Source organism: Rhodobium orientis (genome assembly GCF_003258835.1).
Lineage (GTDB): Bacteria > Pseudomonadota > Alphaproteobacteria > Rhizobiales > Rhodobiaceae > Rhodobium > Rhodobium orientis.
This window is the reverse complement of sequence record NZ_NPEV01000025.1, coordinates 51542-69659: the sequence shown is the minus strand read 5'-3', so window position 1 is coordinate 69659 and position 18118 is coordinate 51542. Positions and strand designations below refer to the sequence as shown.

Here is an 18118-nt window from a genome sequence, read left to right as displayed (position 1 = left end):
GTCGGCCTTTCGGCCTCCTCCCGATGACGGATGTGCCCCTTTGCGATCCTACCGGCATTCCGCGATCGACTGATGTTCGACTTGAACGCAACGCCGACATATCGTCTCGTTGCGGCGAAGAGGACCCGGAATTGACCGACGATAGTGCGGAGCGAACGAACGACATCACCGCCCCAACCCTGTCGCGGCGGGCGGAGGCGGCGGCCGATGTGTTGCGGGACGGCGGCGCGGCGTCGGGCCGGCCGGTCGCCGTCGTCACGTCTTCGGCGGCCGCCATCGCGATCCTCGCCTACGCCGCGCCGCTGCTGCCGGCTCCGCTCTTTCCGATCGACCCGAACCTGCCAAAGGACGCGATTGCCGACCTCCTCGGCCAAGCCGGTGTCGACCTCGTCGTCTCCGATGCGCCGGTGGCGGGCCGTGCATATGTGCCCGTCGCCGATATCCTTGCGTGTCTGGCCGGAGCGGAAGTCCCCTGGCGTCCGCCCGAGGGCATCGCGCTCCTGATCGCGACCAGTGGCAGTTCGGGGCGGCCCAAGGCCGTGATGCTGACCGGCGCGGCGCTTGTTGCCGCCGCAAAGGCGAGCGAGGCCGCAACGGCGCTCGGGTCCGGCGACGTCTGGCTCGCCTGCCTGCCGCTTTTTCATATCGGCGGGTTTTCGATCCTCACGCGATGCGCGCTCGCCGGGGCAACCGCACTGATCCACGAACGATTCGAGGCGGAGCGGGTGTCGTCAGCGCTCGGGGCGGGTCGCGTCACCCATCTCTCCCTCGTGCCGGCAATGCTCTCCCGGCTGTGCGATCTCGGGGCCCCGCCGGCGGCCTTGAAACATGTGCTCGTCGGCGGCGCCGCGCTCTCAAGCGAATTGGCGGAGCGCGCGGCCGATCTCGGTTGGCCAGTGCAGCCGACCTATGGCATGAGCGAGACGGCGTCGCAGATAGCGACGTTGAAAACGCTGCCGCGACCGTGGAGCGTCGGCAATGTCGGACCGCCGCTTCCCGGCGCGGAGGTGGCGCTCGATCCGGACGGCCGGCTGAAGGTGCGTGGACCGATGCTGATGGCGGGCTACGCCAATCCGGACCTTCTTCCGGGCGAGGGCTTGGAGGATGGCTGGTTCGTCACCGCCGACCTCGCCGAGATCGTCCCCGAAGGCCTCACTATTCTCGGTCGGGCCGACGACGTCATTGTCAGCGCCGGCAAGAAGCTGCTGCCGGCGATGGTCGAGGGGCTGGTTGCGGCATGTCCGGGCGTCGATGCGGTTGCCATTGCCGGCCGGCCGGACCCCGTCTGGGGGGAGCTTGTGGTGGTGATCTACAAGGGGACGGCGACGCCCGGCGCGGTGCTTTCCTGGTGCCGGGAGAATGTTGCGAGCGCGATGCGGCCGCGGGCGGCGCTGAAGGTCGACTTGCTACCGGAACTGGCCAACGGCAAGCCGGACCGCTCAGCCCTCAAGCGCCTCGCCGCCGATGTCGAGACCGAGGCCGGAGCGGCTGGGAAGGATTAGCCGGCCGTTCTTGATCGCCGGGCCCTGCGCCACATCGCGCGCGAGCCAGCCGAGGGTGGCGAGGCCATGCACGGCGTGTTCCGGAAGGCTCGCGGCAAGGTGGGCGGCGGCGGTCACGCCGACGGCGGAATCGACCACCGAGGTCAGCACCAGCTCGACGCCGGCCGCCCGGGCCTTTTCGGCCAGCGACAGGGTCGCGCTGATGCCGCCGAGGCGGGCGGGTTTGACCACGAAGCGGCGCACGGCACCGGCCTCCAGGAGCGCATCGGCGCCGAGCATGGGCAGGGACTCGTCGGCGGCCAGCGGGAACGGCAGGTCGGCCTGAAGGTCCGCCAGCGCATCAGACGTCGGCGCGGCGAGCGGCTCCTCGACGCCGTCGATGGGCCAGTCGGCGATGGCCGTCAGGAACCGCGTCGCGTCCGCCTCGGCCCAGGCACGGTTGGCGTCGAGGCGAAACGAAAGCCGGCCGTCTGCCGCCTCGATGACTTTTTCTAAGCCGGCTAATTCATCGTCGACCGAACCGATACCGACCTTGATCTTGGCGACCGCGAAGCCGGCGTCTGCTGCCGCCTCGGCGCGGTCCGCGCAGCCGTCGTCGAGCGGGCCCAGCGCCGCATTGACCGCAACGCTGGCGCCTGCGTCCGCCCTTAGATGCCTTGCGAGCGGCACGCCTTTGCGCCGGGCTTCCAGGTCGAACAGCGCCGTCTCGACAGCCCAGCGAACCTCCGGAACGGGCGACAGCTCGCTGCCGTCGGCGAGCAGCTCCGCCGTATCGCGCGCTGTAAGACTGCGTGCCGCTTCGGCCAAGGCCGCGAATGCCTTCGCGTGGCCGGCTTCGCCGGAGCTCGGCAGCGGGGCGCAGTCGCCCCAGCCGGTGGTGCCATCCTCGCCCGTCACCGCGATCAACCGTCCGCGGCGCTCGTAGAGCGTCGTGCGTGCGGCCGCCCAGGGCCGGACGAGCGGCAGGGCGTAGGGGTGGACCGCGATGCCGGCGATCCGCATCAGGGCCGGCGCGGATAGCGGGCGAAATCGGGCTTGCGCTTTTCGTTGAAGGCGTTGCGGCCCTCCTGGCCTTCGGCGGTCATGTAGTAGAGCGCGGTGGCGTTGCCGGCGAGCTCCTGGATGCCGGAGAGCCCGTCCGTGTCGGCGTTGAAGCCGGCCTTCAGCACGCGCAGCGCCGTCGGCGACAACACCAGCATCTCGCGGCACCAGGCGACGGTCTCGAGCTCCAGTTCGGCGAGCGGCACGACGGTGTTGACGAGGCCCATTTCCAGCGCCTCCTTCGCGTCGTATTGCCGGCACAGGAACCAGATCTCCTTGGCCTTCTTCAGGCCGACCGTGCGCGCCATCAGGCCGGCGCCGAAGCCGCCGTCGAAGCTGCCGACGCGCGGGCCGGTCTGGCCGAAGCGGGCGTTGTCGGCGGCGATCGTCAGGTCGCAGACGAGGTGCAGCACGTTGCCGCCGCCGATCGCCCAGCCGGCGACCATGGCGACGACCGGCATCGGCAGGGTGCGGATCATGCGCTGCAGGTCGAGGGCGTTGAGATGGTTGACGCCGGTAGTGTCCTTGTAGCCGCCGTCCTCGCCGCGGATTTTTTGGTCGCCGCCGGAGCAGAAGGCCTCGGTGCCGGCGCCGCACAGGATCACCGCGCCGACCTCCGGGTCGAGCCGGGCCTTTTGCAGGGCGACCATGATCTCTTCCAGGGTCTCCGGCCGGAACGCGTTGTGGACGTGCGGCCGGTTGATGGTGATGCGGGCGATGCCCTCAAACGTGTCGAACAGGATGTCGGAGAACTCGGTGCCGGGAACGGGGCGCCAGTCGAAGGTTTCTGTAGTCATTGGGGCTTTCTCCCTTTGTTGTTATCGGGCGGCAAAGAAGGCGCGGAAGCGGGCGATGCTCGCTGCGCGGTCGATCGGCAGGCGGATGACGGTGGCTGCGGGTTTTTGGAGCGCCGCGAGAACGGCGGAAACGGCCGCGTCGTTGGAACGGACGGTTTCGGCTTCGATGCCGAAGGAGCGGGCGGCGGCAACGATGTCGAGGGTCGAGGGCGTCAGCCAGCCTTCCTCGAACTCCGGCAGCACGGTCTGCGGCAGGTGGTCGAAGATGGCGCCGCCGCCATTGTCGAGGACGAGGATCACAAGCGGCAGGTCGGACCCGAGAGCAAGGGCGCCGAGGTCGTGCTGGAAGGCGAGGTCGCCGGCGACGGCGACGGTGGGCCCGAGGGCGCTGGCGATGCCGAAGGCGGCCGACATCGTGCCGTCGATGCCGCTGACGCCGCGGCTGCCGAAAAGGCGGATGCCGGAGGAGGGGCGGCCGGCGAGCCAGTCGAGGGCGCGCACGGGCAGGGAATTGGCCATGACGAGCGGCGTGTCGGACGGCAGGGCGCGGGCAAGCCGGCGCAGGACCGTGCCCTCGAAGGGGGTGTCGTCGGCAGAGGCGGTCGCGGCGGCTATCGCGGCGGCCTTGTCGGCGACCTGGAAGGTCTTGAGCCAGTGTGCCGGCGCCGGCGGGCCGCCGAGGCTGCGGCAGAGGGTTGCGGCGTCGGCGGTAAGGACATGGGTGGCCGTGCCTTCCGGGTCGGCGATGCGGGGCGAGGAGCCGACGACGATCTGCGGGCGACCATTCGCTTTCTTCAGCCAGTCGGACAGGGCGCGGGAGATCGGCGTGCCGCCGAGGCGCAGGATCCAGTCGGCGGCATCGGCGCTGCGGGAAACCTGATCGGGATGGGCGAGGACGGCGGCGCCGGCACGGGGGTCGAAGCGCAGGCCCGAGAGGGCATCGGCGAAGACCGGCACCTGGAGCCGTCCTGCGAGGTCGAGGACGGCTGCGCGGCCTTCGGCGCCGAGGTCCTCCGTGCCGCAGACGATGGCGCCGCGGCCCTGGGCGATGACCGACGCGAGGGCCTCGAGCGCTGTCGAGGAGGGTTCTTGCGTCGGCGCCAGCACCTGTGGCGGCGTCGCTGTTTGCGGGATGCCGATATCGGCCGAGGGCACCAGCGGCTCGCGCAGCGGCACGTTGATGTGCACCGGGCCGGCAAGCGGCGCCAGGCTCTCTGTCACGACGCGGGCGGTAAAGGGCGTGAGCCAGCCGGTCTCCGCTTCGGCCGGCGGCAAGGGGTGGAAGGCGCGGGCGTGGCTTGAAAAAAGGCCGATCTGGTCCATGGTCTGGTTGGCGCCGCAGTCCTGCAACTCCGGCGGCCGGTCGGCGGAAAGAAGGATCAGCGGCACCCGCGCCATGTCGGCCTCGACGACCGCCGGCAGCCAGTTGGCGATGGCGGAGCCGGAGGTGGCGATGAGGAGGGCGGGTTTTTGCTCCGCCTTGGCGAGGCCGAGGGCGTGGAAGGCCGCGACCCGTTCGTCGAGCACCATGCGGCAGGCGATGGCGGGATGGCGGAGGGCCGCCAGGGTCAGTGGCGTCGAGCGCGAGCCTGGCGAGATCACGGCGCGGGTGACGCCGGCGCTAGCAAGGCCGCCGATGAGCGCTGCGGCCCAGCGGAAAGTGACGTCGGCCGCCTCACTCATGGCTCGGCAAAGAGATTGAGGAGGGTGGAGAGCTTTAGGTCGGTCTCGGTCCACTCGCGGCCCGGATCGGAGCCGGCGACGATGCCGGCGCCGGCCCAGAGCACGGCGGTGCGGTCCTCCACATAGGCGGAGCGCAGCACCATTGCCGCCTCGCCGTCGCCGTTGCGGTCGATCCAGCCGGCAACGCCGGTATAGAGGCCGTCACGGTTCTCCTGCATTTCGCCGAGCCAGTCGAGGGCGGCCTTTCGCGGGGCGCCGAGCACGGCCGGCGTCGGGTGGAGGCGTGAGGCGACATCGAGGAAGCCGGTGCCGGGCTTCAGGTGGCCGGAAATCTCGGTCCACAGGTGCTGGACCTGGCGCAGCCGCATGATGGCGGGGGCGTCCGGCCGCTCGACGGTCTCGCAGACCTCGGTCAGCACCTCGGCGATGGCGTCGGCGACGATGGCGTGTTCTTCGCGCTCCTTCGGTGAGGCGAGGAGGTCGGTGGCGGCCTTCTCATCGGCCACGGGAGACGCATGGCGCCGCGTGGTGCCGGCGAGGGCGGCGCTGGAAATCCGCGATCCGCGCTTCACGGCCAGCCGCTCCGGGCTCGCCGCCACCACATGGCCGGCGCCGTGCGGCAGGCAGAAGGTCGCGCAGGATGGGTGCAGCGTCGCCAGCCGGTCGGCCAGCGCCCTGGCATCGGCGCGGCCGGCGAGGCGGACCGTGAGTTTTCTGGCGAGAACGGCCTTTGCCAGCCGTCCCTCGGCGATCGCAGCCGTGGTGCGGCAAACGCGGTCGGACCAGTCGGCAAGGTCGGAGCCGGGGATGCGGGCGGCAATCGCCGGGAAGCCGCCCTCAGTTCCGCCGTCCAGGAGGGTGCGGGCGTCTTCCAGCCAGCGCAGGGCGGCGACAGGAACGGGGACCGCGCCGCGCAAGAGGCTCACCGTCAGGGTCGTGCGGCCTTGCCCGCGCCGCAGCAGCACGCGTGGCACCCAGAGTTCCGGCAGGGCCGGGTCGAGGGCCGGCGGCATGGTCCAGAAGGCAAGCGGCGAGGCGTCGACCGCGCCGAGGGCGGTCCAGGCGGTGCGATGGGCCTCGAAGGCGTCCGGATCGGCAAGGGCGATGCGGAACGCTTCTCCGGCCGCATATAGCGCGCAGTCGGCATCGGGCGACAGCCAGCGGCAGTCGCCACCGGGATGGATGGAGGGAAGACCGTTCGGCAGGTCGACGGTCAGGCTGACGAGTCGCCCGGCGGGCACGGCCGCAATGGCGTCCATGGCCGCGGAAATCGCATGTTCCAGCGGCGCCAGCGGATCGGCGCGCGGGATGGGCAGAGGGGTCCGGTCGAGCAGATTGGAAACGGGCATCGGCGTCGCTGCATGAAAAAGCGTCCTATCCGCTTTACTCAGAAACGGGGGTAAGTGTCAAAACATGTTGACACATGCGACGCGACGACCCGCGCGGCCGGCTCGGGCCTGTTCGGCGGGAACCCGCAGCTTTTCCGTGGTCGGACGCATCAGCGGGCCAGGGGCACCGGCATGGGCGCCGCCGCAAACGGCGATGCCGCCGGGATCAACCGGCGGCATCGGATTGCGATCGGGCAAGATCGGGAAAACCGGTCCCAAGGGTCCGGCAGACCGGGCCGAATGGGAAACGGGACGCCTCGTGAGAGGCGCCCCGCTCCGTTTCACTCCACCGGGATGGCGGCGAGCTCGGGCTCGTCGTGGTGGTGATGCTCCTTCACCGGCTTCAGGAACAGGTTGGCGAAGAAGGCGATCACCAGCAACGCGGCCATGACGTACATGGTCGTGTTGTAGAGGCTCGGCGTCGGATCGACGGTGCCGGCCGGCGCGATTTCCATCAGCTTGGCGATGGTCACCGTCTTTGCCGCCACCAGTTCCTCGAGCTGGGCGATCGGCGCGCCGAACTTCTCGGCAAAGGCGGCCGGATCGACCTTGGCTCCCAGATCCTGGATGGCGTTGGTCACCGACATCTGGCGCAGCGAGGTGATCGCCAGCGGCCCCAGCACGCCGGCCGTCGACCATGCGGTCAGCAGGCGGCCGTGGATGCCGCCCACATGCATGGTGCCGAACATGTCGGCGAGATAGGCCGGCACGGTGGCAAAGCCGCCGCCATACATGGAGAAGATGACCATGGTCGCCGCGTAGAAGCCGATCAGGTAGATCATCGACGGGTCCGACGCTCCCTCAGTGGCGAAGTAGGGGATCGACAGGTAGAGCAGGGTGCCGAGGACGAAGAAGCACATATAGGTGGCCTTGCGTCCGATATAGTCGGAGGTCGAGGCCCAGAAGAACCGGCCAACCATGTTGAAGACCGAGATCATCAGCACGTAGGTCGAGGCGAAGGCCGCCGTCACCACCAGCGGCATCGTGGTGCCGAAGATCTCCGACATCATCGTCTTGGCGACGCCGATGACGCCGATGCCCGCCGTGACGTTGAAGCACAGCATGATCCAGAGCTGCCAGAACTGCGGCGTCTTCAGCGCCTGGTCGATATGGACGTTCTTGTGGGTGATCATGCCGGAGGCGACCGGGCTCGGCTGCCAGCCTTCCGGCTTCCAGCCCTCGGCGGGTACGCGGTAGCTGAAGGCGGCGATGACCATGACGATGAAATAGACGATGCCAAGGGTCAGGAAGGTCGCCGCCGCCCCGGTGTTGCCGGTGCCGACGGCATAGACGCCGGCTTCGCCGCCGCCCGGGAGGTTCGCCGCCTGCTGCGCCGAGGCGATCACCACCTCGACCTTGCCGGCGGCCGTCGTGGCGAACACCCGGCCGCCCTCGACGACGGTGTCGATGGCGTCGCGGGCGCCGAGATATTCCGGCGCCTTGGCATAGAGGGCGAGCAGCCAGCCCTTGACCGGGGCGGCGATCATGGCGCCGCCGCCGAAGCCCATGATGGCCATGCCGGTCGCCATGCCGCGCCGGTCCGGGAACCAGCGGATCAGGGTCGAGACCGGCGAGACGTAGCCGAGGCCGAGGCCGCAGCCGCCGAGGACGCCGTAGCCGAGATAGATCAGCCAGAGCTGGTGCGTCATGATGCCGAAGGAGCCGATGACGAAGCCGCCGCCCCACAGGAACGCGGCGACGACGCCGACCATGCGCGGGCCGACGTCTTCCAGCCATTTGCCGGCGAAGGCCGCGGCGAGGCCGAGGAAAACGATGGCGACGGAGAAGATCCAGACCACCGAACTCAGGTTCCAGTCATCTGCCGCCGGGGCGACGACGCCGAGTTCGCGGGTCAGCGCGGGATTGAACACGGACCAGGCGTAGACGGACCCGATACACAGATGGATGGCGATGGACGCCGGCGGAACCAGCCAGCGATTGAAGCCGGGCTTGGCGACGATGTGTTCCTTGCGCAGGAACCCCGGCGCGCCGCCGGAATGGGCGTTGCTCATGAGCCTTTCCTCCCTTGTTGATCGGCAGCTCCTGGCGGGCGGAGGCCCGTCGGCTGCCGTTTGCGACAACGTGTCATTGCACGCATCGGCGGATTCTTGGCCGGAGATGCCTTGATCTGTCAATAAAATTATATAAATAATACAATAGGTTAGATGGACAATACGGCCGATTGAAAGTGGCTCTGCCGGGTCAATTGCGACATCTTGTCCATTCCGTCCGCACGGCATGCGCGTAAGTGCGACATTTTGTCCAAATCAGGCGTTTTCGCTTTCGGGGAGAAAAATTGTGAAGCGGCTGCCCTGGCCGGGCGTCGAGGCCGCCGTGATGCGTCCGCCGGCGCGCGACACCAGCGTCTGGCTAATCGAGAGGCCGAGGCCGGTGCCCTGGGCCTGCTTGGTGGTGAAGAACGGATCGAAGATGCGCTTCAGCGTGTCGGGAGGCATGCCGATACCGCTGTCCTCGACGACGATGGCGACGCCCCTGGCGCCGTCTTCGGCATCGCGGACCTGGAGCGTCAGCCGGCCGCCGTCCGGCATGGCGTGGACGGCGTTGAGGACCAGGTTGACGACCACCTGCTGCAATTCGGTGCGCGCCATCAGCACGGAGCGGTCCGAGGTGAAATCGGTCACCGTCTCGATCTCCGCCGCCTCGGTCTGGTGCCGGGTGAGCACCAGGCAGTCCTGCACCACCTCGGCCGGCGAGATGACGTTGGCGGCGCCGGAATATTCCGACGGCCGCGCGAACTGCAACAGCTTGGAGACGATCGAGCCGATGCGGTAGACCTGATCGTCGATCAGGCGGAATTCGGTCTTGACCTTGTCCGTCTCGTCGCCGAGCAGGGTGCGGGCCACTTCCAGGTTGCCCTGGATGACGGCGATCGGGTTGTTGATCTCGTGGGCGACGCCGGCGGTGATCTCGCCGACGGCGGCAAGCTTTTCTGACATGATCAGCCGCTCGGTCGCGCGTTCCAGCTTGCGATTTGTCTCCTTGAGGTCCTTGGTGCGCTCTTCCACTTTTTGATTGAGCTGGCCGGCCCAGTCGCGAAGCTGCCGGTCGCGCTCCTGGAGCTGGTCCAGAAGCCCGTCAAGATGCCCCGCCACCCGGGTGATCTCGTTGTCGCCGTCATGCACGTTGTTGCGGGCGTCGAGGTCGCCGGCCTCGACCCGGGCAATGGTCTGGGTCATGCGTTCGAGCGGCAGGAAGATGCGGCCGGCCCAGCGCAGGAAGATCGGCACCGACAGCGCCGCGATGAGCAGGAAGACCAGCGTCAGGGCCAGCACCGAAGTGGTCTTGGCCTGCTGGAACGGCGCTTCCAGGAAGCCGACATAGAGCATGCCGACGCGCTTGCCGTGGCTGTCGACGATCGGCTCGTAGCCTGAGATGTACCAGTCGTTGACGACGAAAGCGCGGTCGAGCCAGACCTGTCCCTCGCCCAGCACCCGCGCCCGCACCGCCGCCGACACCCGCGTGCCGAGCGCGCGCACGTTCTCGAACAGGCGCACATTGGTGGAGACCCTCACGTCCTCCAGGAACAGGGTCGCGGTGCCCTGGCTGCCCTCCGGCAGGCTGCGCTCGCGGTAGACGAGGGCGTTGATGGTGTCGATGAAATCGAGGTTGCGGTTGAGCAGCAGCCCGCCGACGAGGGCGGCCCGGCTGCCGTCGGCAAGCGCGACGGGGGCGGCGGAATGGATGACCATGCCGCGGGTCTCCGCCGTGCGCTCGGTCGGGACTGCTGCCCGCGTCTCCACCAGCCGGATCGCCGCGCGCTCGGCAAGTCCCGGCGACAGCGCGTCCAGTTCGGTGGGGCCGAAAATATCGACGACGCTGCGGCGCCGGCCGGCGAGGGCGTCGCGCACCACAGGCCAAGCGCCGACCTCAAAGCCGCCGGGGCCGGCGCGCCCCGTCGTCAGGTAAAGAAAATCGAGCCCGAGCGCCCGGCGCTTTTCCTCGATGAAGGCCGCCCGCGCCGCTGCGTCGCCCAGCACCGCTTGGAGCGCCACCGACTGGGCCAGCGCGTCGAGCCGTTCGCCGGAATTTTCCAACAGCCGGCCGAGATACTGGTCGGCGATCGTGAGGTCGCCATTGACCTTGGCGATCAGGATGTCGTCGATCTTGCCGGACCAGCGCAGCATCGTGCTGCCGAGCATCACCGGCAGCAGCACCAGCATCGGCAGCAGCGCGATGACCAGGAGCCGGACCCGTACCGAGCGGAACACCCGCGGCAGCATGGCCTAAATCCCCCAGGCCGTGCATTTCCGGTCGATGGTCTTGCGCGACACGCCGAGGCGCCGCGCCGCCTCCGACCGGTTGCCGCCGACGGCTTCCAGGGCGCGCAGGATCAGGCGGCGCTCGACCTGGTCGAGCGGCTCGATCTGATCGCCGTCCTGGGACACCGGCGCCAGCGTCTCCAGCGGGAAGCGGCCGAAGATCAGCGAGCGCTCGATGAAATTGCGCAATTCGCGGATGTTTCCGGGCCAGTCATAGCGCAGCATGGCCGCGCGCGCCGCGGCATCGATCTCAAGCGGCGGCAGGCCGAGCCGGGCGGCGATCTCGGTCAGGAACAGCTCGGCCAGCTCCACGACGTCGGTCTCACGCTTGGCGAGCGGCGGCATCCGTATCTCGACAACGTTGATGCGGAACAAGAGGTCCTCGCGGAAGCGGCCCTCGGCGACCTCCTGTTCCAGCCATTTGCTGGTGGCGAGCACGAAGCGCAGGTCGAGCTGGATGGTGCGCTCCGTGCCGACCGGCCGGACGATGCCGTCGTCGAGCACGCGCAGCAGCGCCGACTGCGCCGAGGCGTCGAGCTCGGTCACCTCGTCGAGGAACACCGTGCCGCCCTGGGCCGACGGCAGCAGCCCCTCGCGCGGGCCCTTGGCCCCCGGAAAGGCGCCGGGAACGTGGCCGAACAGCTCGATCTCGATCATGTCGGAGGGGATCGCCGCGCAGTTGATCGGCACGAACGGCATGCCGGCGCGGTTGGACGCCGCGTGCAGGTGCCGTGCCGCCACCTCCTTGCCGGTGCCCGAGGCGCCGGTGATCAGCACCGGCGTCGTCACGTCCTTGATGCGGGAAAGCGTCTCGCGCACGGCGACGATGGCCGGCGAGCTGCCGATCAACTGGTGCCGGCGGCGGCGGCCGATATCGGCACTTTCCAGCTCGCGCCTCAACAACATGTTCTCGCGGCGGAGCTGCGCCATCTGGATGCAGCGGCGCACCGCGTTGAGGAGCTGGTTGGAGCGGAACGGCTTCAAGACGAAGTCGGCGGCGCCGGCCCGCATCGCCTCGATCGCCGTTTCCAGGTCGGCGAAGGCGGTGACCATGATGGTGTCGGTGAAGCCGCCCTTCGAGCGCTGCTCGGCCAGCCAGTCGATGCCCTTGCGGCCGGGCATCATGTTGTCGAGGATCATGACGTCGAAATGCCGTTCGGCAAGCAGCGCGCCCGCCGCCTCGGCCTCGGCGGCCTCGGCCACGAACTGGCAATAGGGCGCCAGCGTCTTGACGAGGAAATTGCGCATCCCCGGCTCGTCATCGACGACAAGGACGCTCGCCTGCTCCAACCTGTCGGTGAGCTGGGTCTTGGTATCGTTCCTTGTGTCCCTCACGGGTATGGGTTCCTGTTTCCTCCGCCGCCATATTGGCGGAAGAGGGGACTGGATACAGCCCCCTTTCTCAATCGACGGGAACCCGCACCTGTTCCATGGCCTGGAGCACCAGCGGGTCGAGGCCCTTGCCACCGGATGCCACGTAGTCGGCGAGCTGGGAGCGCATGCGCGGCTCCCAGAAATCGTTGATATGGGCGGCGACTTTTTCCGCCCGGTCGGCACTCGGCTGGCTCTTGAAGAAGCCGGCGATCTGGTTGGCCATATGGACCATTTTTTCAGGCGACATCGGGGTCTCCGTCGACGATGCGTTCTGGCGCGGCGTAGAGATCGAAGCCGCCGGCGCGGGCAAAGGCAGCAAGGGTGAGGCCGGCGTCCTCGGCAAGTTTCAGGGCGCGGGCGGTCGGCGCGGAGGCGGCGATGAGAACCGGCGCTCCGGCAACCACCGTCTTTTGCACCATCTCCACCGAGACCCGGCTGGTGAGCACCACGGCGCCGGTGGCGGCATCGATGCCGGCGGCATTGAGCGCGCCGATCAGCTTGTCGAGGGCGTTGTGGCGGCCGACATCCTCGCGGGCGAGGACGATGCCCTTGCCGGGAACGAGAAAGCCGGCGGCATGGACCGCGCGGGTCTGGTCGTGCAGCGGCTGCAGAGCGCGTAGCGCCTCCGTAGCTTCAGCCACTTCGGCGGCGGAGAACACCGGGCCGCCTTCAGGCAGCACCGGGAGCGGGCGCAGGGCTTCTTCCAGGCTGTCGATGCCGCAAAGCCCGCAGCCGATGGGTCCGGTCATCGCCCGGCGCCGTGCCGTGAGGGCTTTCGAGCGGTCTGCGGCGAGCCAGAACCGGGCTTCCAGGCCGTTGTCGTGTTCCAGCACCGTCAGTTCGGCGATCTGGTCCCGCGTCTCGACGATCCCTTCGGAGAGCGCAAAGCCGAGGGCAAAGTCCTCGATATCGGCCGGCGTCGCCATCAGCACGGCGTAGGTGGTGCCGTCGAAGACCATGGCGACCGGCTCCTCGTCCGGCAGGCTGCGCATCACGCCGCGCCTTGCGGTCGGCTGCACGGCGATGCCGGGGAGGCTGCGGGCAGCATGGCTGCGGGTTGTGCGGGCTGCCATGTCGCTACTCCGCGGCATGGACGATGCGGCGGGCGCGCTCCGCCTGTGCCGCATAGTCCTCCTGCCAGTCGCTCGGGCCGTTGGACGGTGCGATCTGCACCGCCGTCACCTTGTATTCCGGGCAGTTGGTGGCCCAGTCGGAGAAGTCGGTGGTCACCACATTGGCCTGGGTGTCCGGGTGGTGGAAGGTGGTGTAGACGACGCCGGGGCTGACCCTGTCCGTGATCTTGGCCTTGAGGGTCGTCTCGCCGGAGCGGGAGGCGAGCCGGACCCAGTCGCCCTCGGCAACGCCGCGCTGCTCCGCATCGTGCGGATGGATCTCCAGGACGTCCGCCTCGTGCCAGACGACGTTGTCGGTGCGCCGCGTCTGGGCGCCGACATTGTACTGGGAGAGGATGCGGCCGGTGGTCAGCAAGAGCGGGAAGCGCGGCCCGGTCTTTTCGTCCGTCGCCAAGTATTCGGTGACGATGAATCGGCCCTTGCCGCGCACGAACCCGTCCACATGCATCAGCGGTGTTCCCTCCGGCTTTGTATCGTTGCAGGGCCATTGCACCGAGCCCTTTTCTTCCAGGAGGTCGTAGGTGACGTTGGCAAACGATGGGGTGGTCGCGGCGATTTCTTCCATGATCTCGGCCGGATGCTGGTAGGTCCAGCGGCCGCCCATGGCGTTCGCCAGCAACTGGGTGACCTCCCAGTCGGCATAGCCGTTCTTCGGCGCCATCACCTTGCGGACGCGGTTGATGCGGCGCTCGGCATTGGTGAATGTGCCGTCCTTTTCCAGGAAGGTGGAGCCCGGCAGGAAGACGTGGGCGTAGTTGGCGGTCTCGTTCAGGAACAGATCGTGGACGATGACGCATTCCATCGCTGCGAGGCCTGCCGCGACGTGGTGCGTGTCGGGATCGGACTGCAGAATGTCCTCGCCCTGGCAGTAGAGCCCCTTGAAGGAGCCGTCGACGGCGGCGTCCAGCATGTTGGGGATTCTTAGGCCCGGTTCGGGGTCGATCGGAACGCCCCAGGCGTCCTCGAAGATCTTGCGGACCTCCGGCAGCTTGACATGGCGGTAGCCGGGAAGCTCGTGCGGGAACGAGCCCATGTCGCAGCTTCCTTGCACGTTGTTCTGGCCGCGCAGCGGGTTTACGCCGACGCCCTTGCGGCCGACATTGCCGGTCAGCATGGCGAGGTTGGCGATGCCCATGACGGTGGTCGAGCCCTGGCTGTGTTCCGTGACGCCGAGGCCGTAATAGATCGCGCCGTTGCCACCGGTGGCGAACAGGCGCGCGGCGCCGCGGAGTTCTTCGGCCGGTACGCCGGTCAGGGTTTCCACGGCCTCCGGGCTGTGGCGATCCTCGGAGACGAAGGCGGCGTAGTCCTGGAACTCGTCCCAGTCGCAGCGCTCGCGGATATAGGTCTCGTCAAAGAGGCCTTCCGTGACGATGACGTGGGAAAGGGCGGTGACGACGGCGACGTTTGTGCCGGGGCGGAGCGCCAGGTGGTGGGACGCCCTGATGTGGGGCGAGCGCACCAGATCGATGCGGCGCGGGTCGATGACGATCAGCTTTGCGCCCTGGCGCAGCCGCTTCTTCAGCCGCGAGGCAAAGACCGGGTGGCCGTCGGTCGGGTTGGCGCCGATGACGATGACGACGTCGGAGGCTTCGACGCTGTCGAAATCCTGGGTGCCGGCGCTGGTGCCGAAGGTTTGGCCGAGGCCGTAGCCGGTCGGCGAATGGCAGACGCGGGCGCAGGTGTCGGTGTTGTTGTTGCCGAAGACGGCGCGGGCGAGTTTCTGGACGAGGAAGGTCTCCTCGTTGGTGCAGCGGCTCGAGGTGATGACGCCGATGGACTTCTGACCGTGGCGTTCCTGGAGGCTCCGGAGCCGCGCCGCGGCAAAGCCGATGGCCTCCTGCCAGGAGACCTCGCGCCAGGGCTCGTCGATGGTGTCGCGGATCATCGGGTTGAGGATGCGGTCCTTGTGGTTGGCGTAGCCCCAGGCGAAGCGGCCCTTGACGCAGCTATGGCCGCGATTGGCCTTGCCGTCGCGATAGGGGACCATGCGGACCAGTTCGTCGCCGTTGAGCTCGGCCTTGAAGGAGCAGCCGACGCCGCAATAGGCGCAGGTGGTGACGACGGCGCGTTCCGGCGTGCCGAGTTTGTCGACGGACTTTTCCTGCAAGGTCGCGGTCGGGCAGGCCTGGACGCAGGCGCCGCAACTGACGCAGTCCGACGACAGGAAGTCGTTGCTGCCCATGCCCGGCGAGACCCGGCTGTCGAAGCCCTTGCCCTCGATGGTCAGGGCGAAGGTGCCCTGCACCTCCTCGCAGGCCCGGACGCAGCGCGAGCAGACGATGCATTTGGACGGATCGTAGGTGAAATAGGGGTTGGACTCGTCCTTCGGGATGTAAAGCGCGTTGGCCTCGCCGGAGGCCTCGCGCGGCGTGAAATGGTTGGCGAGCCCGTTGCCGTTCGCGGGCTTGTAGCGCACGTCGCGCAGGCCCACCATGCCGGCCATGTCCTGCAGTTCGCAGTCGTTGTTGGCGGAGCAGGTGAGGCAATCGAGCGGGTGGTCGGAGATGTAGAGCTCCATCACCCCTTTACGGATTTTCTTCACCTTTTCCGTCTGGGTGCGGACCACCATGCCCTCGGCGACGGGAGTGGTGCAGGAGGACGGCGTGCCGCGCTTGCCCTCGATCTCCACCACGCAGAGCCGGCAGGAGCCGAAGGCCTCGATGGAGTCCGTGGCGCAGAGCTTGGGGATCTGGATGCCGCCTTCGGCGGCGGCGCGCAGCACGCTGGTGCCCTTCGGCACGGTGATCTCGAAGCCGTCGATGGTGACGGTCACCGGGGCGCCGTGCCGTTCCGGGGTGCTCATGTCGCGGTCGTTGGGGAGCGTCGTCGGTCTGGTCATTCTGCGGCCTCCCGTGCTGCTGAGAAATCTTCGGGGAAATGGGTGAGCGCCGACATCACCGGGAACGGCGTGAAGCCGCCGAGCGCACAGAGCGAGCCGCCGCGCATGGTCTCGCAGAGGTCGGCCAGGAGCGCAGGCGCGTCCGGGTCGCCATGGGCGATGCGGTCGATGGTCTCGACGCCCCTGACGGCGCCGATGCGGCAGGGCGTGCACTTGCCGCAGCTCTCGATGGCGCAGAACTCCATGGCGAAGCGGGCCATCTGTAGCATGTCGACCGTGTCGTCGAAGACGACGATGCCGGCATGGCCGATGAGGCCGCCCTGGCCGTCGAATTCCTCATAGCCGAATGGGGTGTCGAATTTCTCCCGAGGCATGTAGGCGCCGAGGGGGCCGCCGACCTGCACGGCCTTGACCGGCCGGCCGGAGGCGGTGCCGCCGGCAATCTCGTTGATCAACTCGCCGAGCGGCATGCCGAAGGCGGTCTCGAAGAGGCCGCCATATTTGACGTTGCCGGCGATCTGGATCGGCATCGTGCCCTTGGAGCGGCCGAGGCCGAAATCGGCGTAGTGTTCGGCGCCCTTTTCGAAGATTGCCGGGATGGTCGCGAGGGAGAGCAGGTTGTTGACGACCGTCGGCCTGTTGAAAAGGCCGCGATAGGCCGGCAGCGGCGGCTTTGCCCGCACCACGCCGCGCTTTCCCTCCAGCGAGTTCATCAGCGAGGTTTCCTCGCCGCAGACATAGGCACCGGCGCCGATGCGCAGTTCCAGATCGAACCGGCGGCCGGAGCCGAGCACGTCCGGTCCGACGAGGCCGCGCTCAAGGGCGATGTCGATGGCCTTGGCAAAGATGGCGTTGGCATCGGGGTATTCGGAGCGGCTGTAGATATAGCCCTTCGTGGCGCCGACGCCGAGGCCGGCGATCACCATGCCCTCGATGAGGACGAAGGGATCGCCCTCCATGATCATGCGGTCGGCGAAGGTGCCGCTGTCGCCCTCATCGGCGTTGCAGATGATGTATTTCTGGGCGCCCTTGGCGTGGAGGACCGTTTCCCATTTTACGCCGGTCGGAAAGCCCGCGCCGCCGCGGCCGCGAAGGCCGGAGGTCTTGACCTCCTCGACGATGTCCTCGGAGCTCATGCCAATCGCACGCCTGAGGCCGGCAAGGCCGCCATGGGCCTCATAATCCTCGATGTTGAGCGGATCGATCAGGCCGCAGCGGGCGAAGGTGAGCCGGGTCTGGCGGGCAAAGAAGGGGATCTTTTCGACGTCGCCGAGGGTCTCTAGCGTGCCGTCGAGGAGGGCGGGGACGTCGTCGGTGGTGAGGGGTCCATAGCCGCGCCGGCCGGCCTCGTCCTCGATTTCCACCAGCGGCTCCAGCCAGACCATGCCGCGGGTACCGTTGCGCACGATCTCGATGTCGAGGCCGCGGGCGTCGGCCTCGCGGCGGATTTCGGCGGCGACGTCGTCGGCGCCGAGCGCCTTGGCGGCGGCGTCAAGGGGAACGTAGATCCTCATGCGCCGGCCTCCGCCAGGAGCTTGTCCATGCGCGCGTCGTCGACGCGGCCGACGACCGTCCCGTCGACCATCGCCGCCGGTCCGCAGGCGCACAGGCCCAGGCAATAGACCGGCTCGACGGTGACGGCGCCGTTCTCCGTGGTGCCATTCCAGTCGATACCGAGCTTCTTCAGGGTATGTTCGGCGATCGCCGTGCCGCCGGAAGCCTGGCAGGCCTCGGCGCGGCAGATTTTTACGACATGCCGTCCGGTCGGGGCGTGGCGGAAGTCGTGGTAAAAGGAGACGACGCCGTGGACCTCGGCGGCTGTCAGGTTCAACGCATCGGCGATCAGCGGCAGCGCCATCTCCGGCACATAACCGTACTCAGCCTGGATGGCGTGAACGATCGGCAGCATCGGGCCTTCCAGATGCATGCGGGCCTCGATCAATGATCGAACGCCCTCAGCCGTCGGCTGCGGGTACTCCTCGGACATCTTCATCTCCCGATTGTCTTTTGCGACAATTTGCCCGATCAATTATTTGAATATCAATACATGAATTCCGTTGATCGATAGAAAATATCTA

The 18118-nt window shown here is 68.2% G+C and carries 13 protein-coding genes; 1 reads left to right on the top strand and 12 read right to left on the bottom strand.

Annotated elements, in window-relative coordinates:
• Positions 1-131: 131 nt before the first annotated feature.
• Entirely contained in the window at positions 132-1502 is a 1371-nt protein-coding gene (locus CH339_RS12655) for an AMP-binding protein (RefSeq protein ID WP_170138511.1), read from the top strand.
• Here CH339_RS12655 and menC read toward each other — a convergent pair.
• From menC to CH339_RS12590, 12 genes are all read right to left on the bottom strand, one after another.
• Positions 1440-2504, bottom strand: coding sequence for an o-succinylbenzoate synthase (gene menC / locus CH339_RS12650; protein WP_111434719.1), 1065 nt, complete (start codon positions 2502-2504; stop codon positions 1440-1442). The genes CH339_RS12655 and menC overlap by 63 nt on opposite strands.
• Positions 2504-3340: a 1,4-dihydroxy-2-naphthoyl-CoA synthase gene (menB, locus tag CH339_RS12645; protein WP_111434718.1), complete on the bottom strand. Its 837-nt coding sequence runs from the start codon at positions 3338-3340 to the stop codon at positions 2504-2506. Before menB ends, menC begins: the two co-directional genes overlap by 1 nt.
• A 21-nt stretch (positions 3341-3361) precedes the next feature.
• The gene (gene menD / locus CH339_RS12640) at positions 3362-5023 is read right to left on the bottom strand and encodes a 2-succinyl-5-enolpyruvyl-6-hydroxy-3-cyclohexene-1-carboxylic-acid synthase (RefSeq protein WP_111434717.1); all 1662 of its coding nucleotides are present in this window, start codon (positions 5021-5023) and stop codon (positions 3362-3364) included.
• A complete protein-coding gene (locus tag CH339_RS12635) occupies positions 5020-6372 on the bottom strand; it encodes an isochorismate synthase (protein WP_111434716.1) in 1353 nt (450 codons plus the stop codon). Before CH339_RS12635 ends, menD begins: the two co-directional genes overlap by 4 nt.
• 320 nt (positions 6373-6692) lie before the next feature.
• Positions 6693-8423 carry an OFA family MFS transporter gene (locus CH339_RS12625; protein WP_111434714.1) on the bottom strand — a complete coding sequence of 577 codons (1731 nt, stop codon included), beginning with the start codon at positions 8421-8423 and terminating at the stop codon, positions 6693-6695.
• Between the two features lie 255 nt (positions 8424-8678).
• Positions 8679-10652, bottom strand: a complete 1974-nt coding sequence (locus tag CH339_RS12620) for a sensor histidine kinase (protein ID WP_111434713.1) — start codon at positions 10650-10652, stop codon at positions 8679-8681.
• A 3-nt stretch (positions 10653-10655) separates the two neighbouring features.
• Positions 10656-12026, bottom strand: a complete 1371-nt coding sequence (locus CH339_RS12615) for a sigma-54-dependent transcriptional regulator (RefSeq protein ID WP_245408146.1) — start codon at positions 12024-12026, stop codon at positions 10656-10658.
• A 67-nt stretch (positions 12027-12093) separates the two neighbouring features.
• Entirely contained in the window at positions 12094-12312 is a 219-nt protein-coding gene (locus tag CH339_RS12610; RefSeq protein WP_111434712.1) for a formate dehydrogenase subunit delta, read from the bottom strand.
• Positions 12302-13138 carry a formate dehydrogenase accessory sulfurtransferase FdhD gene (fdhD, locus tag CH339_RS12605; RefSeq protein WP_111434711.1) on the bottom strand — a complete coding sequence of 279 codons (837 nt, stop codon included), beginning with the start codon at positions 13136-13138 and terminating at the stop codon, positions 12302-12304. Before fdhD ends, CH339_RS12610 begins: the two co-directional genes overlap by 11 nt.
• A gap of 4 nt (positions 13139-13142) precedes the next feature.
• Positions 13143-16004: a formate dehydrogenase subunit alpha gene (fdhF, locus tag CH339_RS12600; protein ID WP_201241010.1), complete on the bottom strand. Its 2862-nt coding sequence runs from the start codon at positions 16002-16004 to the stop codon at positions 13143-13145.
• A 32-nt stretch (positions 16005-16036) separates the two neighbouring features.
• Complete coding sequence (locus tag CH339_RS12595) at positions 16037-17554, bottom strand: formate dehydrogenase beta subunit (protein WP_111434709.1); 1518 nt, start codon at positions 17552-17554, stop codon at positions 16037-16039.
• Entirely contained in the window at positions 17551-18033 is a 483-nt protein-coding gene (locus CH339_RS12590; protein WP_420825892.1) for a formate dehydrogenase subunit gamma, read from the bottom strand. Before CH339_RS12590 ends, CH339_RS12595 begins: the two co-directional genes overlap by 4 nt.
• Positions 18034-18118: the final 85 nt, after the last annotated feature.

Coding starts and splice junctions, on each gene's coding strand:
- menC (WP_111434719.1), bottom strand. CDS start 2,504: ATGCGGATCGCCGGCATCGCGGTCCACCCCTACGCCCTGCCGCTCGTC.
- menB (WP_111434718.1), bottom strand. CDS start 3,340: ATGACTACAGAAACCTTCGACTGGCGCCCCGTTCCCGGCACCGAGTTC.
- menD (WP_111434717.1), bottom strand. CDS start 5,023: ATGAGTGAGGCGGCCGACGTCACTTTCCGCTGGGCCGCAGCGCTCATC.
- CH339_RS12635 (WP_111434716.1), bottom strand. CDS start 6,372: ATGCCCGTTTCCAATCTGCTCGACCGGACCCCTCTGCCCATCCCGCGC.
- CH339_RS12625 (WP_111434714.1), bottom strand. CDS start 8,423: ATGAGCAACGCCCATTCCGGCGGCGCGCCGGGGTTCCTGCGCAAGGAA.
- CH339_RS12620 (WP_111434713.1), bottom strand. CDS start 10,652: ATGCTGCCGCGGGTGTTCCGCTCGGTACGGGTCCGGCTCCTGGTCATC.
- CH339_RS12610 (WP_111434712.1), bottom strand. CDS start 12,312: ATGTCGCCTGAAAAAATGGTCCATATGGCCAACCAGATCGCCGGCTTC.
- fdhD (WP_111434711.1), bottom strand. CDS start 13,138: ATGGCAGCCCGCACAACCCGCAGCCATGCTGCCCGCAGCCTCCCCGGC.
- fdhF (WP_201241010.1), bottom strand. CDS start 16,004: ATGAGCACCCCGGAACGGCACGGCGCCCCGGTGACCGTCACCATCGAC.
- CH339_RS12595 (WP_111434709.1), bottom strand. CDS start 17,554: ATGAGGATCTACGTTCCCCTTGACGCCGCCGCCAAGGCGCTCGGCGCC.
- CH339_RS12590 (WP_420825892.1), bottom strand. CDS start 18,033: ATGAAGATGTCCGAGGAGTACCCGCAGCCGACGGCTGAGGGCGTTCGA.